11 protein-coding genes are annotated in these 14,071 nt (G+C 46.3%); 4 read left to right on the top strand and 7 right to left on the bottom strand.

Annotation, left to right across the window (positions count from 1 at the left end):
* Positions 1-16: 16 nt before the first annotated feature.
* The 3 genes from ACPUEK_RS14630 to pbpC all read left to right on the top strand — a co-directional run bounded on the left by ACPUEK_RS14630 (position 17) and on the right by pbpC (position 8,116).
* Entirely contained in the window at positions 17-826 is an 810-nt protein-coding gene (locus ACPUEK_RS14630) for an ArsA family ATPase (protein ID WP_425641187.1), read from the top strand.
* Between the two features lie 115 nt (positions 827-941).
* Complete coding sequence (locus ACPUEK_RS14625) at positions 942-5,849, top strand: alpha-2-macroglobulin family protein (RefSeq protein ID WP_425641186.1); 4,908 nt, start codon at positions 942-944, stop codon at positions 5,847-5,849.
* Positions 5,846-8,116 (top strand): penicillin-binding protein 1C, encoded by a 2,271-nt coding sequence (pbpC, locus tag ACPUEK_RS14620; protein WP_425641185.1) that lies wholly within the window; start codon positions 5,846-5,848, stop codon positions 8,114-8,116. The genes ACPUEK_RS14625 and pbpC overlap by 4 nt, the downstream gene beginning before the upstream one ends.
* A 115-nt stretch (positions 8,117-8,231) precedes the next feature.
* Here the strand turns inward: pbpC and ACPUEK_RS14615 are convergent, their stop codons facing one another.
* The 4 genes from ACPUEK_RS14615 to ACPUEK_RS14600 form a co-directional block, all read right to left on the bottom strand.
* The gene (locus tag ACPUEK_RS14615; RefSeq protein WP_425641184.1) at positions 8,232-8,498 is read right to left on the bottom strand and encodes a DUF5062 family protein; all 267 of its coding nucleotides are present in this window, start codon (positions 8,496-8,498) and stop codon (positions 8,232-8,234) included.
* Between the two features lie 86 nt (positions 8,499-8,584).
* Positions 8,585-9,337 carry a MipA/OmpV family protein gene (locus ACPUEK_RS14610; RefSeq protein ID WP_425641183.1) on the bottom strand — a complete coding sequence of 251 codons (753 nt, stop codon included), beginning with the start codon at positions 9,335-9,337 and terminating at the stop codon, positions 8,585-8,587.
* Between the two features lie 155 nt (positions 9,338-9,492).
* Positions 9,493-9,666 carry a DUF1328 domain-containing protein gene (locus ACPUEK_RS14605; protein ID WP_067038801.1) on the bottom strand — a complete coding sequence of 58 codons (174 nt, stop codon included), beginning with the start codon at positions 9,664-9,666 and terminating at the stop codon, positions 9,493-9,495.
* A gap of 198 nt (positions 9,667-9,864) precedes the next feature.
* The gene (locus ACPUEK_RS14600; RefSeq protein WP_067220071.1) at positions 9,865-10,212 is read right to left on the bottom strand and encodes a hypothetical protein; all 348 of its coding nucleotides are present in this window, start codon (positions 10,210-10,212) and stop codon (positions 9,865-9,867) included.
* Positions 10,213-10,400: 188 nt separating this feature from the next.
* Between ACPUEK_RS14600 and ACPUEK_RS14595 the strand changes: the two genes are divergently transcribed.
* The gene (locus ACPUEK_RS14595; RefSeq protein ID WP_067220073.1) at positions 10,401-10,919 is read left to right on the top strand and encodes a hypothetical protein; all 519 of its coding nucleotides are present in this window, start codon (positions 10,401-10,403) and stop codon (positions 10,917-10,919) included.
* A gap of 15 nt (positions 10,920-10,934) precedes the next feature.
* On the opposite strand, the gene guaD is transcribed toward ACPUEK_RS14595, so the two are convergent.
* From guaD to ACPUEK_RS14580, 3 genes are all read right to left on the bottom strand, one after another.
* Positions 10,935-12,242: a guanine deaminase gene (guaD, locus tag ACPUEK_RS14590; protein ID WP_425641182.1), complete on the bottom strand. Its 1,308-nt coding sequence runs from the start codon at positions 12,240-12,242 to the stop codon at positions 10,935-10,937.
* A gap of 103 nt (positions 12,243-12,345) precedes the next feature.
* Positions 12,346-13,632, bottom strand: coding sequence for a glycerate kinase type-2 family protein (locus ACPUEK_RS14585; RefSeq protein WP_425641181.1), 1,287 nt, complete (start codon positions 13,630-13,632; stop codon positions 12,346-12,348).
* Between the two features lie 66 nt (positions 13,633-13,698).
* Positions 13,699-14,070: a hypothetical protein gene (locus ACPUEK_RS14580; protein ID WP_425641180.1), complete on the bottom strand. Its 372-nt coding sequence runs from the start codon at positions 14,068-14,070 to the stop codon at positions 13,699-13,701.
* Position 14,071: the final 1 nt, after the last annotated feature.

The following is a 14,071-nucleotide window of genomic DNA, read 5'->3' as shown; positions in this document are numbered from 1 at the left end:
GAAATGAATTGAGGCCATGATGTCATCTATTACAGATAAGCGTTTGATTTTAGTCGGTGGGCACCATGGCGTAGGGAAAACCACTCTTGCCGCAGCTCTGGCTTTGTTATTGTCCCGTCGAGGACAGCGTGTATTAGTGATATCAGCCGATTCAGCAAACAGTTTAAGTGATGCTTTTGATTGGCAAATAGGGGAAGCGGGTGCTGCGGTGTGTGCTGGCGTTCATGCTTTGGAAATTGCCCCGAGTGCGGCCGTAAAAACGTATATTGAAGGCGGCATAGCTCAGCAAAAGCTGCTCTCTGAGTGGTCGCCTGAATTGATAGAAATTGCGGTACTGGAACGAATTGGTCGACTGATAGACGACGCGGAAGAGTACTACGACACGATTATTCTTGATTGGGCGCCCAGTGACTATGCTTTACGTTTGCTCAACCGCTTTTCTAATCAAGATGAGTCGGGGTTGCTTGATGAACAGGGTTCTTTTTATCAGCGTAGCCTAAAGCGTTTTCAAGACGTAGAAAATACGGCCTTATTACTGGCGATTACGCCAGATAAGCGTGCTACTTGCGCCTCTGAACGTATTTCTAAGACGTATAAAGAAAATGGCATACCTTTGTTTGGCGTTGTAGTTAACCGTGTGTTACCTGCTGAAGACGTTGGTGACTTTTTGGCACAGCGACGTTTAATTGAGCAAAGTTACTTAAACATGATCGAGCAACGGTTTACCCATTGCACGCACTACCATTTACCACTTATGGAAACGGATATTCATGGTATTGGTCCGTTACAGAAAACGGCTGTACTGTTGGAGACTATCGGTCTGTAATGTGAATCCATCATTGGGTGCAAAGTTTACGTAAAAAATTAGACGGTGTAATCGCTTTCTTAAAAGAATGAGCTTAGCATTCAGTAGACTCTTTACTAGAAGCTAGGGAATGATTATGCAGACTAAACAAGCAGGGAGCGCGCAAGGATTGCGTGCTGTATTATTTGGTTTATTACTACTTTGTTTTAACCTCGATGAGGCTAGCGCAGCGACGCCTTACTATCTAACGGGCTTTTCAGAAGTCAGTTACGATCAAGCTCCCGCTTTACAGTTGACGTTTACTCAAGCCATTAGATCCAATACCCACTTATCGTCTTACGTGTCTCTAACGCCTGAACCTGAACAAGGCAGCCGTTGGATTACAGAGGATGGAAAAACGTGGGTGTTGCCTTTTGTAGACGCCAGTACTACCTACGAAGTCAATGTGTCGAAACGTTTGCAAGCCCAATCTGGAGCTCGTTTAAGTCTCTATGAGCCTAATGCAGAGGAAAAATCTGAGCCCGACTTTCCTTTGACGCGCACGCTGACAACAAAAGCCTATGAAGCGTCGGTTAATTTCTCTGGTCAGGGTAATTTTATTAATGCTGACTTAGCTGGCGGTTTACCTGTTTCTGTCATAAATGTGCCTGAAGTCCAGCTACAAGTATTTCGAGTCACGGATCAGCGCGCTTTTTTAAACCAGCTATATAACTCGCAAGGTTTTGAGGGCAACGTAGATTATTATAATTTGGATACCTTGCGCCAATCGTCTGAATTAGTACACACCGCATTCTTTCCGGTCGAAGCGCATGTCAATCAGCGACGCACAGTCAATCTAGATATCTCCTCAGTGGTAAACAAGTATGACCAAGGTATTTTTGTCGCAGTCGCTAAAGATCCTCGTCAGTTTGACTATTCCTATGCCACCACGTTTTTTGCCTTGACAGATATTGGGCTGCAGGTACGTCGTTTGGATCAGCAGTTAATAGCCTTTACGCACTCAATCAAAACGGCTTCACCACGCGCTAACATAGAGTTAGAGTTTATTTATCGAGATAAAAAACGCGCCTCAGAGTTGGGACGAACAGATCCGTCTGGGGTTTACCAACATGTGTTTGATAAAACCCCCGAATACGTTATTGCAACTCAGGGCGATGAAGTTGCTTTCTTAAACTTAGAATACAACGGCTTAGACCTTTCCGAATTTAATAACAGCAACCTACGACATCAAAGTGCCCAAGCTTTTTTATACGGCCCGAGAGATCTTTATCGACCAGGCGAAACGCTTAATGTGAATGCGTTACTTCGCGATTACGATGGTCAAAAGATGCGAGCCCAAGCATTGCAATTGGTACTGCTCGATGCGCAAGGGCAAGAAGTCCTTCGTCAAATGCGCCAAGTAGATGATACCGGTCTCATCGAATTCGAACATCAGTTGTCAGAGAATGCGGCCATGGGCACTTGGACCTTACAAGTGAGCTCTGAAGGACTGCAGCTTCATCAATCTTATCGCTTCAAAGTAGAAGATTTCATGCCAGAAATGCTGGCATTGCAATTTTATGATGGCGATCGCTCGGTGCAGCGACGTGTGCAGCCTGATGCTTTGACCGTTCCTATTCAAGCCGATTATTTATATGGCGCGCCTGCGTCGGGTAACCAAGTCGACGCGATCATCACGGCGAAAGCAACTCAGATGGTATTTGAAGAGTATCCAGATACCGTATTTGGTGATGAAAGGTACGAGCCGAAGCAACGCCGCATGACCATCCCTCGTAGTACTTTGGATGAAAAAGGGGCGGGGTTACTAGACATTCCTGATCACTGGCAAGGGGCTTCAGTTCCTCTTGATTTAACGGTCTCGGCAAGTGTTTATGAAAGTGGTGGTCGGCCTATCACTCGCCACCAAAAGGTTGTTCGTATGACGGGCCGTGATAAATTACCCGGCATTAAGGCACTTTCATCCTTGCCCGCCGATGAAGATCAGGAAGTCACCTTCTTATTGCGCAGTGTCAGCCCCGATGGTCAGCCGGTGACAGATGATCTGCAATTGAAGCTCTATCGTTATGGTTGGAATTATCACTGGGAGTACGATGCCAGTCGTGGCTGGTATCGCGAATACAGTGATGAATCAACGCTGGTTGATTTACGTAATGTGGCGGCTGAGAAATCAGGCATTGAGCAAAATTATCAACTTGATTGGGGACGATACTACTTAGAGGCCCAGTCTAAATCTGGTGCGGTCGCTCGGTATTATTTTAGAACGACTGGCAGCTGGTGGTACGGCGGTAATCGTTCTAATCGCATGAAGCCTACACAGATTGATATGGGGCTCGATCAAGACCATTACGCACCGGGCGAAACAGCCAATCTACTAGTGGAGTCGCCTATAGGTGGGAACGCTCGACTGACAGTTGAATCTGCCGATGGTGTATTGCATACCCAGATGGTGAGCTTGGCAAAAGGTGAAAATACCTTATCGCTCGACATCGATGAGGATTGGAATCGTCATGATGTATACGTAACCTTGTTGGCACTTAATGCGGCTGATCAAGTCACGGAATTGGCACCAGAGAGAGCGTTGGGTGTGCTGCATTTACCGATATTACGTCACGACTCTATCGCAGAAATAGCACTTAATGTGCCTCAACGTACGGAGCCAAACAAAGCGATCACTGCGCAGATTGAGGTGACTAATATCGATCAGCTAGGGGATCAAAAGCTGTACGCTACGGTCGCGTTAGTCGATCGTGGTGTTCTCAATATCACTGGCTTTAAACCACCGAATCCTCAGCGTTACTTTTATGGTCAACGCCGTTATGAAACGGATATATTCGACACCTATGACGACATCATCAATAACCTTGGCTATGACACCGTGCGTCAGCGTTTTGGTGGGGATATGTTTGAGAGAGCGGCGGCCGAAGATGACTTAACACGTGGTGGCGAAAAACCGAAAAGTGATGTGCAAATTGTGTCTTACTTTAGCCATCCTGTTGCCATCGAAAAAGGCAAAGCAGAAATACGCTTCGATCTTCCCAACTTCAATGGACGATTAGAGTGGATGGTGGTTGTGTATGGCGATCGCAGTTACGGTAATGCCACGCAGCAAACCATTGTGGCGGATAAAGTGGTCACACAAGTCTCTATGCCACGTTTCTTAGCGATGGATGACACCTCTCAGTTAACGTTTGATGTGCGTAATATGTCGGGTACTGAGCAAACGTTTGAGGTGAAAGCTTGGGTCGAAGGACCTCTTATGGCAGACGCATTAACACAGACGATTGACCTTTCCGATCGAGAAAAGAAAGTCTTAACGCTTCCAGTTAAAGGCGGACAACAGCAAGGTCAAGCCAGTGTCCATTTAACGGTCAGCAATGGCAATAGTATTGCTGTGTCACGCGATTGGAAACTGGGCGTTCGCAGCCCGTATAGCTGGCCGACCCGAAGCCACTACACTGAGATTTCAGCGGGACAAAGCTGGCAGCCGGACTTTAATCTTGGGGATTTACAATCACAGACCGTGACGGGCTTTTTGACCTTGTCCAATCGTCCTGCTTTGAATGTCAGTGCCTATGTACAATATTTATTGCAGTACCCTTATGGTTGCCTTGAACAAACGACCAGCAGCACGTATCCATGGCTGTTAATGGACCAAGCGGTGGTCGATTACTATCAATTGCAAGGCGATGTTAACCGCCAATTGGATCAAGCGTTTTCCAATGAACTTCGTGCTGAGCAACTTGAGCAGGGGCTTGTTCGACTTTATAAAAAGCAGCAGGAAAATGGCAGTTTCGGCTATTGGCAGCGTAACTCAGAAGAAAGTCGCTGGGGAACAGTCTATGCAACAGAGTTGATGGTTGATGCTCGTAAAGCTGGCTTCGAGGTGGATCAAGGCGTATTGAAACGCGCATTGTCTCGGCTAACCACCTATTTAAAACAAGAAGGAGAGACCATCGCTTGGAGTGATTCTCCAAGTTACAGTGAGTTTGGTTATCGTGCATATTCGGCTTATGTGTTGGCAAAAGCCAACAGTGCCAGTTTGAGTGACGTGCGTCGTTTGCTGGATCAGGTTTCAGATCAAGCAATGTCCGAGTCTGGATTGGCTTGGATGCATTTGGCTGCGGCGTTTGATCGATTGAAAGATCATGATCGAGCTGACGAAAGCTACGCTAAAGCTTGGCAGTATGAGCGCTCTAGTCAACGTTATTATGGCGATTACGGTTCAAGCTTGCGCGATCTTACCTTGAAGCTGATTTTGGCAGAGGAAATGGGGCGTAACGAAAGTAGCCGCTACCAAATGCTGTTTGAGGCACTAAAGCTGCGTCGTTGGTTGAGTACACAGGACCGTATTGCATTACTGCGTCTTGCGAGTCAATGGACCGATGCTGATGAGTACCAATTCACATGGCTTACGGATGCCAAGGAGGAAGCGGTTACCACAGAACGCGCTGCACGTTATCGCCTCAATGAAACAAATATGAGGCAACTCAAAGCGGTCAAAGCTGGCGATCAGCGTCTTTTTGTCAGTGCTGTGTATCAAGGTGCGCCTGTATCGGCTCCTGAACAGTCTACTCATGGTATTCATGTGACTCGTGATTACTATAATTTAGACGGCAAGATGCTAAATCTAGATCAAGTAAAAAGTGGGCAGCTTGTGATTGCCGCCGCGATACTTGAGGCCACTGAAGAGTCCATAAATGATGCTCTGTACGTAGATCTTCTACCTGCTGGATTAGAGCCAGAAAATCAGAATTTAGACAACGCAAATGTCCAGCTGGGTGACTTGCAGATTGGCAGTGTGAATCTAGACCGCTATTTCGAGTACGGTGCGCCAGTGCAATACGATTCTTATCAGGATGATCGATACGTTGCGGCCTTGCGACTTGAGAAAGGCAAGCCTGTGAAACTCTTCTATCTATTACGAGCTGTCACGCCAGGGCAATACCAAGTACCTAACGCGATCGCAGAAGATATGTACCGACCTGCGCTGCAAGGCAGCAGTGCAGCACAACCGATCTTAACAGTGGTACCTTCTTTACCGTGACCAGGCTGTTGCAATATGGGCTCGGTGGTGTGATTTTCCTACTGAGCCTGATTTTGTGTCTCGATTACTTTTGGCCAGTGGATTTGGCTTCCCGTGACCAAAGTAGAGTGGTGTTAGCTGAAGACGGCTCGGTGTTGCGTGCATTCGCAGATCGACAAGGCGTTTGGCGTTACCCTGTGTCGCTAAATGCCGTGTCGAGCAACTATATCGAAGCGCTTGTGGGTTACGAAGATCAGTATTTCTTCCAGCACCCCGGCGTTAATCCAATAGCGCTCATGCGAGCAGGTTGGCAATGGTTGCGCAACGGTGAAATCGTATCCGGCGGCTCGACGCTGACGATGCAAGTGGCGCGAATACGTTACCCTCAATACGCTAAGCGATCTATATCTGCAAAGCTGATGCAGATCTTGCGTGCTTTGCAACTAGAGGCGCACTACAGCAAGTCCGACATTCTCAACTATTACGTGAATCACGCGCCTTTCGGTGGCACATTAGAAGGCGTACAAACCGCTTCAATGAACTATTTTGGCTATGGCGCTGAGTCGTTAACGGACGCTCAAGCCGCACTGCTGGCGATTTTGCCTCAAGCGCCTTCTTTTTACCGCCCCGATCGACACCCTGAACGAGCACTGCAAGCCCGCAATAAACTGATGCAGCGTTTGGTTGAGCAAGGGGTTTGGAATGCTGCAAGATTTGACGATGCGGTCATAGAAAGGGTTTCGGTATTACCGTTAGAACACGCTATGCATGCGCCTTTGCTAGCACGCAGGCTAGCGAATTTGAGCCACTCAAACAAAATTGAAACCTATATTAATCCGCGTTGGCAGCGTGCTGTCGAAGGGTTAGTTAAACGCCATGTGAGCGGCATAGGCCGCCACGTATCAGCGGCGACACTGGTCGTGGAAAACACCACGGGTAAAGTGAAAGCCTATGTTGGATCAGCGGGCTTTTCGTCCACCGAGCGATTTGGATTTGTTGATATGAACCAAGCGATACGCTCTCCAGGTTCCACCCTGAAACCCTTTATCTATGGTTTAGCATTGGATGATGGCCTGATTCACAGTGAATCTTTATTAATGGATGTACCGTTGAGCTTTGGCGACTACCGCCCGGAAAATTTTAACGGCGGTTTTCGTGGTCCCGTCGCAGTCAGTGACGCATTACGAAGCAGTCTTAATATGCCCGCTGTTCAGGTGTTAGAGCAGTTAGGGGCAGCACGTTTATATTTAGCCTTTAGTGAAGCAGATTTACCCATGTTTTTACCAGATGGCGCGCGCCCCAATTTATCAATCGCGTTGGGTGGCGTTGGTATGCGACTAGAGGACATAGTCAGCGCCTACACAGCATTTGGTAATCAAGGTAAACGTCAATCACTGCGCTATCAGGTATCCGATCCATCTCAGACCAAGACTATGCTGAGTGAGGGGGCCGCTTGGATTATACGTAACGTCATGAAGGGTGATCAAAATATGGCCATTAAAACAGGTACCAGTTATGGCTATCGTGATGCGTGGGCAATCGCCGTCACAGGTCAATATACGGTCGGGGTTTGGATTGGGCGGCCAGACAATCTACCCGTAACGGGGCATTATGGTCGTGTAACCGCCGTGCCTTTATTACGTCAGGTCACGCGTTTGCTTGGTGGGTCAAGTGGTATGTTGGAGGCGAAACCAATATCCGTAACGCAAAAAGACATCTGTTGGCCTCAGGGGTTTGCTAGCGATATATGTGATGAACATCGTTCTGCTTGGGTGTTAGACAATACTATGCCGATTACTTGGTACAGTACGCGTCAAAAGGAGCAAGCATTTGTGTCGCCTTCTGTCGATTTAACGCTCAGTCAAGATCTCGGGTTGCGTGTCCCGGTAACCTGTAATTTACCAAGTGGTATTGGTACTTATACCTTCAACACAAGTGTTTGGCCTGCACCGCTTGAACCATGGTTAGCAGCTGGATTCCGGCGTGAATCACGTATTCCAGCTCTAGACCCTCGCTGTCAACTTAATGGTGAGCCGCCTTTGCAAGCCGGTCTTAGTCTACAGGGGGTGGAGTCAGGTCAACGATTTACGCAAGATGGAAAGTTGTCTCTTAAGCTCAGTGTATCAGGCGGCGAGGGGCCGTTTTTCTGGTATTTAGATGGTGTTTTGCAACCAATTAGTGATCGTAGCTGGCACTTCGTGCCGCCATTAGGATCGCATCAGTTAGTTGTGGCAGATCGAAAAGGCCAAGTAGAATCGCGGTATTTCGATGTTCAAGCAAGCCATTGAATCTTATGTCGTGATAGATGATCTTTACTACAGATGTTAACTATGTACTCATCTTGGCGTATAAAAAATGGGCCTTTAATCGCCCATTTTTTTGCTTTGTATAATGTGAAGTGATCTAACCTGTGGCTTTAAGAGGGTGATCTTCTGGCAGCGTTTTGTCGATCCAAATAGCCAGCTTGTGTTTCATGCTTGGTAGGTCTTCTTTATCGGGTGGTAAAGCGACCACAAGTTTATCTTGCACCAGCAAACGATACAGCGATTCTACTTTTTTATTAGCCGATGTTTGTGCAGAGAAAGCTGCGTAACCACGATTCTGTGCGTAGGTTTCGCCTACTTGCATGGCTTTTTTAATGAGTTGAGCTTCATTCTTCAGTTTTTTCATAAGCACCTCAGTTATGGCGTTCTTAGCAGTCTAAAGCAAAAGTCGTTTATGCAACACAGCAATGTCATGACAATTCATTGATTCTATTAAAATTTATAAGCGACTGTTAAGCTCCCGCCCCACATATCAGAGCGCTCTACAATAGAGCTGTCTTTAATGCCGCGGCCCAAATTAGTGTAGCCAACATTGGTGATGGTTTGCCAATGATCGCCTAACGGAAAGATATGCGTTAATGCTAGTCGGCTTATGACCGTATCATCACCTTCGTAGGCAGCAAATCCATTGCTAGACTCTTGCTGGCTTACGCCATAGTAATAGTCGACAAGTTTGTCAGATTGATAGCCAACCACAAATGCAGGAATAAACATACCCAGTTGGGTTTTAAAGGGTTTGGACAATTTCACTTTGGCTTCATAGCCTTGATGCTTGTCACTGATGTCTGTTGCAAAACTGGAATCAATATTGAGAGATGATAAGGACGTTGACCATTTCAGGGTTAATTCTGTCGCGTTGTCGCGCTCTCGAAAATTTCGCAATGCATTATTGTCATCAACATCGATCGGATAGTGGCGCAGAGTAACTAAAGCACTGATTTCATTGCGCTCATTGAGCGGTTGGGTAAACCCTATACCACCTGTACTAACGCTGAATTTTTCGTATGCTAGATTAATGTAAGGTAAAATTTTCTTACGATCGTCTTCGCCGACAACATGGCTTTGCTGCCATAACCCTGTCGCGCCTAATGATGCATTCCATTCAGTGGCGTAGCCATTTGCAGTGAAAGTGAGCAACACCGCCGGTGTGAGAGATAATAGTCCGAAGCGCTTGCGTAAAGTCATATCCATTGCCTTGCTATTTGAATTTATAAGTCACTCTATCCTACGTGAATGTGCTTGATCAAAAGTGACAAATAAAGCGTTAATTAAAAAAGCCCATGATTTGAAAAAATCATGGGCTTTTTAGTGTGCGATTTAGCACTTCTACAGTAGTGGTTCTACAAGGGCTTTTTGCCTCTTACAACATGCAGTACCGCAGATACGATCATCAAGATCAAGAACACAAAGAATAAAATTTTAGCGATACCGATACTAGCACCGGCAATAGAAGTGAAACCCAGTGCGCCTGCAATCAATGCCACAATTAAAAATAATAACGACCAGCCTAACATAATCCTTTCTCCTGTAAGTGTGTGCGTTTCTGTCTAGAACATTTTCAGAATAGAGCAGCTAAAAAAGAATTAAGCGCAAGAAACATGTTATGAATGGGGATAAAAAAACATTACTGTAAAGAAAGTGTACAATTTGACTGTGAGTTCATAATGTTGTGTTTGAAGATAAAACTTCCGTCATGAAATGGCGCAAATTAATTATTGCGCTCTGAGTCGATCCCCCCATTTTCCCTCATGAGTGCGTAGACAGGCCGCTTCATTATCAAGAAAAAGATGCTTATCAATGTCCTTTAGCGATATGCCCATATCTTTAAAACGAGTGAGCAGATCGTGTTTAAGGCCATTAAAATGGGAACTGCTCAAAAAGGCCTGTTCTGTTTCATCATCGGTAAAGATACAGACTATTTTTAAGCTCTGGGGGAAACGTTTAAAATCAACTAAATGAGTAATCCATTCAAAGCCCATTTTTAGTTCAAGTAACTCATCACATACTTCAGTGAGACTGTTACGAATGTCATTTTCGATCTTTTTATCTGTTTTACGCATGTTTTAGCCCCTGTTAAAAAATTTAATTGTCGCTGTGTCTAAATCGTTGTTTTTATGGAATGGTCTGTAAATACTAATTATATATGATGTGTCTCCTAGGGGGGCTTATACCTTGAAAGTTGAGAAGTCGTTAAACTCATCTAATATAGATATAAAGAGATCAGTGTTGACCTTCGGTAGGAGTAAGTATGTTAGAAGTCACTCAAGGTCATAGTAGTGAACATGAGAAAATTAGGTTGGAGCACGAGGCAGCCAAGTTGTTTATGCGCTGGTATGAAACCAACACTCATAAGCCTATCCGTCATATTTGGCATAATCAACCTATGCGGCCAGATGTGTCATGTGTACTTGAAGGTGAAAAGCTTGATTTGGAAATCGCGCATCTTTATGGTTCGGAAGCAGAAGCTATGGCCATTCTAGGTCGAGACTTAACCGATCAAACAAAGCGTGAGCTTCATTCGCTTGACCAAGAGGTGGATGAACGCTTGCTCAAAGCGCTGAATCGAATATTGGAGAATAAAGCGGGTAAGCGCTACAGCTCGGACCGAACTTGGTTGGTCATTCGTAACGCGCACCCTCAATGGACCAAGGCCGATATTAAAGGTCTGATCGGCCATATCTCTGTGCCAGAAAATCATCCGTTTGAAAAAATTTGGATGGTCGGTGATATGGAAGGCAAAACAGGGATAGTGAGACTCTATCCCTAGCGTTGCCTAATGTGATTATTCTTCTCTACGGTGAACACACTTGCCCATTGAATAAGTGGCCTTCACGACGCGATCGTCAGCCAAAATCATCAATGCAAACAAGGTGTCGGCAATCTCTTTAGAACGCGCCAAGCGGGTTTTGATTAACGGTGTAGCAGTTTTGTCCAGTATCACAAAGTCTGCTTCTGTGCCGACCGCCAAATTACCTACCTTATGTTCCAGTCTTAGTGCTTTGGCACCTCCAAGAGTGGCTAAATAGAATGACTTTATTGGATCTAAGTTCTGCCCCTGTAGCTGAATGACTTTGTAGGCTTCATTGAGCGTTTTGAACATAGAGAAGCTTGTCCCGCCACCCACATCGGTACCCATGCCGACATTCAGTTTATGAAACTCAGCCTTGGATAAATCGAATAATCCGCTACCAAGGAATAAGTTGGATGTTGGACAAAATGCAACGGCCGACCCGGTTTCACTCAGGCGTTGATATTCATGGTCACAAAGGTGAATGCCATGAGCAAAAACGGAGCGTTCACTCAGAAGCTGATGTTGGTCGTATACATCTAAATAGTGTTTCGACTCTGGGAAGAGTGCCTGTACCCATTCACACTCTTGCACGTTTTCCGACAAGTGGGTGTGTAAGTAAAGATTATCGTATTCGGTGAGTAGTTTTCCTGCGGCGGACAGCTGTTCTGATGTTGAAGTCGGGGCAAAGCGAGGTGTAACAGCGTAATGTAAGCGACCTTTCTCATGCCATGTCTCGATCAATGCTTTGGAGTCTTGATAGCTGCTTTCAGGTGTATCCGTTAGGTCATCCGGTGCATGACGGTCCATCATGACTTTTCCGCAGATCATGCGCAGATCGAGCGACTCTGTTGCTTCAAAAAATGCATCAACTGATTGTTTATGTACCGTACCAAATACCAATGCCGTCGTTGTACCGTTACGTAGGAGCTCTTTTAAGAAACGGTCTGCTACGTCACGGGCATACTCTTTGTCTGAAAATTTACTCTCTTCAGGGAAGGTGTAGTGATTTAACCAATCTAATAGCTGTTCCCCGTACGAAGCAATCATGTCGCTTTGTGGGTAATGAATGTGCGTATCGATAAAGCCTGGAATGATCAAAGCCTCAGGATGATGCTCAATGTCCATAGAATTGGGCAGCTCAAGAAGGATTTCCGAGGCATGTCCAAGAGCACTGATGATGCCATCAGTTACGACTAGAATACCATCTGGATAATATTCAAAGGCCTTCTCAGAGCCAACGTCAGTAGGGTTTTCGATGCAGTGGAGGATAGCAGATCGCCATGCTTTGATGTATGCCATGAGGCCTCGATGATAGATGTAAATGAATGGTTAAAACTTTGACCGATCGTTTATACACAATCGATGAACCAACTTCAAATGCTTGGTGCGTGGTATTGCAGTGCTACTCAGGCAGAGAATCGATGAAGATAGCGCGAAAGTCGTTCACGTTGGTGAGAGTTGGTCCTGTTATCACAGATTGGCCTATTTTTTCAAAAAAGCTATGAGCATCGTTATTGGCTAAGTAGTCTGAAGCGTTGATGCCTTTGCTGATGGCGTCGTCTAGAGAATGCTCCGTAATCATGGCGCCAGCGATCTCTGCACCGCCATCAACACCATCTGTGTCGCAGGCAATGGCTGAAATACCAGGCTGCCCCTGTAACTCAATGGCAAGGGATAAAAGGAACTCAACATTTCGACCACCAACGCCATCCCCTTTAATGGTGACCGTCGTCTCGCCTCCGGACAATAACAGACAAGGTGGCTTGATGGGTTGGCCAAAGGTACGTACCTGGCGAGTGATGCCGGCCATGACTTTGCCTACTTCTTTGGCTTCTCCCTCGATGCTGTCCCCTAAAATCATGCTGTGAATGCCCAATTCTTTGGCACGCTTTGCCGCAGCTTCTAACGCCATTTGGGGGGTGGCTATGAGCTTAGTAACGGTGTTTTTGATGCGCGGATCGTTGGGCTTGATGCTTTCGTAGGCGCTTTGTTCGAGCTTTTGACGTACGGCTTTAGAAATGTCGATTTGATATTTATCGATAACAGCTAATGCGTCTAGACAGGTGGTGTGGTCGGCTACCGTTGGCCCTGAGGCAATCGATGACAAATCGTCTCCTGGGACATCGGATATTAATAAAGTGGTGACTTTTGCGGGAAAGCAAGCAGCGGCTAAACGACCTCCTTTAATTTGTGACAGGTGGCGACGCACCGTATTCATTTCTATGATGTTTGCACCACTTTTAAGCAGCGCAGAGTTAATTGTCTGTTTATCGGATAAACTGATTTCATCGTAGGGAAGAGATAACAGGGCAGATCCACCGCCAGAAATGAGCACGACAACTTGATCGGCCTCGGTTAAATTGGCGACCCTTTGGAGGATATCTTGAGCGGCAGTTAAGCCGTTTGCATCCGGCACAGGGTGGGCGGCTTCCACAATGTCGATATGCTGACACGGTACAGCGTAGCCATAACGAGTCACGACCAAACCGCTGACTTCGCCTCCTGTCCAGTTTTGTTCAAAGGCTTGCGCCATGGCGGCGGACGCTTTACCGGCGCCAATGACAATGGTTTTGCCTTTTACTGGGCATGGCATGTGCCTTGGAACACACCGATGAGGTTGTGCCACATCCAATGCGGCTTCAAACAGTGAATGCAATAACTGCGTGTGGGCGGTCGTCGAGCTGGTCATTGTAAATCTCCCTCTGTAAGCATTGGTCAAGCATGACTAGTGTGTGCCTGAACATACAAAGTAAGACTATGCAGTATTTGTACCACGCTTTTTAACATGGCGGATAACGAGGTGTAATAATGAAGCCAAAGCAACGCCTGCGGTATCGGCCCAGAAGTCGTTCCATTCTCCATGACGGTGAACAAAGGGCTGTATGAGTTCGATGGCGCCACCTAGGGCAATGATGATGGATGCGAAGACAAAATAACGGAGGCTCGAACCCCATGCACAGAGGCTTGCCCAGAAAGCGAAGCCCAGTACATGGTGTAATTTATCCGAACCGGGTGGTGTCGCGATATCTGAAACCGGTAACAGTGTTGCTAATAATACCGTTGCTGCACCTACAGTAAAACCAAGGTATTGAGTGCGCGCGCTGTACAGCCATTGACACCAAGCCATA

The organism is Marinomonas gallaica, from assembly GCF_049821165.1.
GTDB classification, from domain to species: domain Bacteria; phylum Pseudomonadota; class Gammaproteobacteria; order Pseudomonadales; family Marinomonadaceae; genus Marinomonas; species Marinomonas gallaica.
This window is presented reverse-complemented; position numbering and strand designations above follow the sequence as displayed.

Bases quoted from the DNA above. Each gene is read 5' to 3' on its own strand.
- guaD (WP_425641182.1), bottom strand. From the start codon at position 12,242: ATGGCATACATCAAAGCATGGCGATCTGCTATCCTCCACTGCATCGAA.
- ACPUEK_RS14605 (WP_067038801.1), bottom strand. From the start codon at position 9,666: ATGTTAGGCTGGTCGTTATTATTTTTAATTGTGGCATTGATTGCAGGC.
- ACPUEK_RS14600 (WP_067220071.1), bottom strand. From the start codon at position 10,212: ATGCGTAAAACAGATAAAAAGATCGAAAATGACATTCGTAACAGTCTC.
- ACPUEK_RS14595 (WP_067220073.1), top strand. From the start codon at position 10,401: ATGTTAGAAGTCACTCAAGGTCATAGTAGTGAACATGAGAAAATTAGG.
- ACPUEK_RS14615 (WP_425641184.1), bottom strand. From the start codon at position 8,498: ATGAAAAAACTGAAGAATGAAGCTCAACTCATTAAAAAAGCCATGCAA.
- ACPUEK_RS14630 (WP_425641187.1), top strand. From the start codon at position 17: ATGATGTCATCTATTACAGATAAGCGTTTGATTTTAGTCGGTGGGCAC.
- ACPUEK_RS14580 (WP_425641180.1), bottom strand. From the start codon at position 14,070: ATGGCTTGGTGTCAATGGCTGTACAGCGCGCGCACTCAATACCTTGGT.
- ACPUEK_RS14585 (WP_425641181.1), bottom strand. From the start codon at position 13,632: ATGACCAGCTCGACGACCGCCCACACGCAGTTATTGCATTCACTGTTT.
- ACPUEK_RS14610 (WP_425641183.1), bottom strand. From the start codon at position 9,337: ATGACTTTACGCAAGCGCTTCGGACTATTATCTCTCACACCGGCGGTG.
- ACPUEK_RS14625 (WP_425641186.1), top strand. From the start codon at position 942: ATGCAGACTAAACAAGCAGGGAGCGCGCAAGGATTGCGTGCTGTATTA.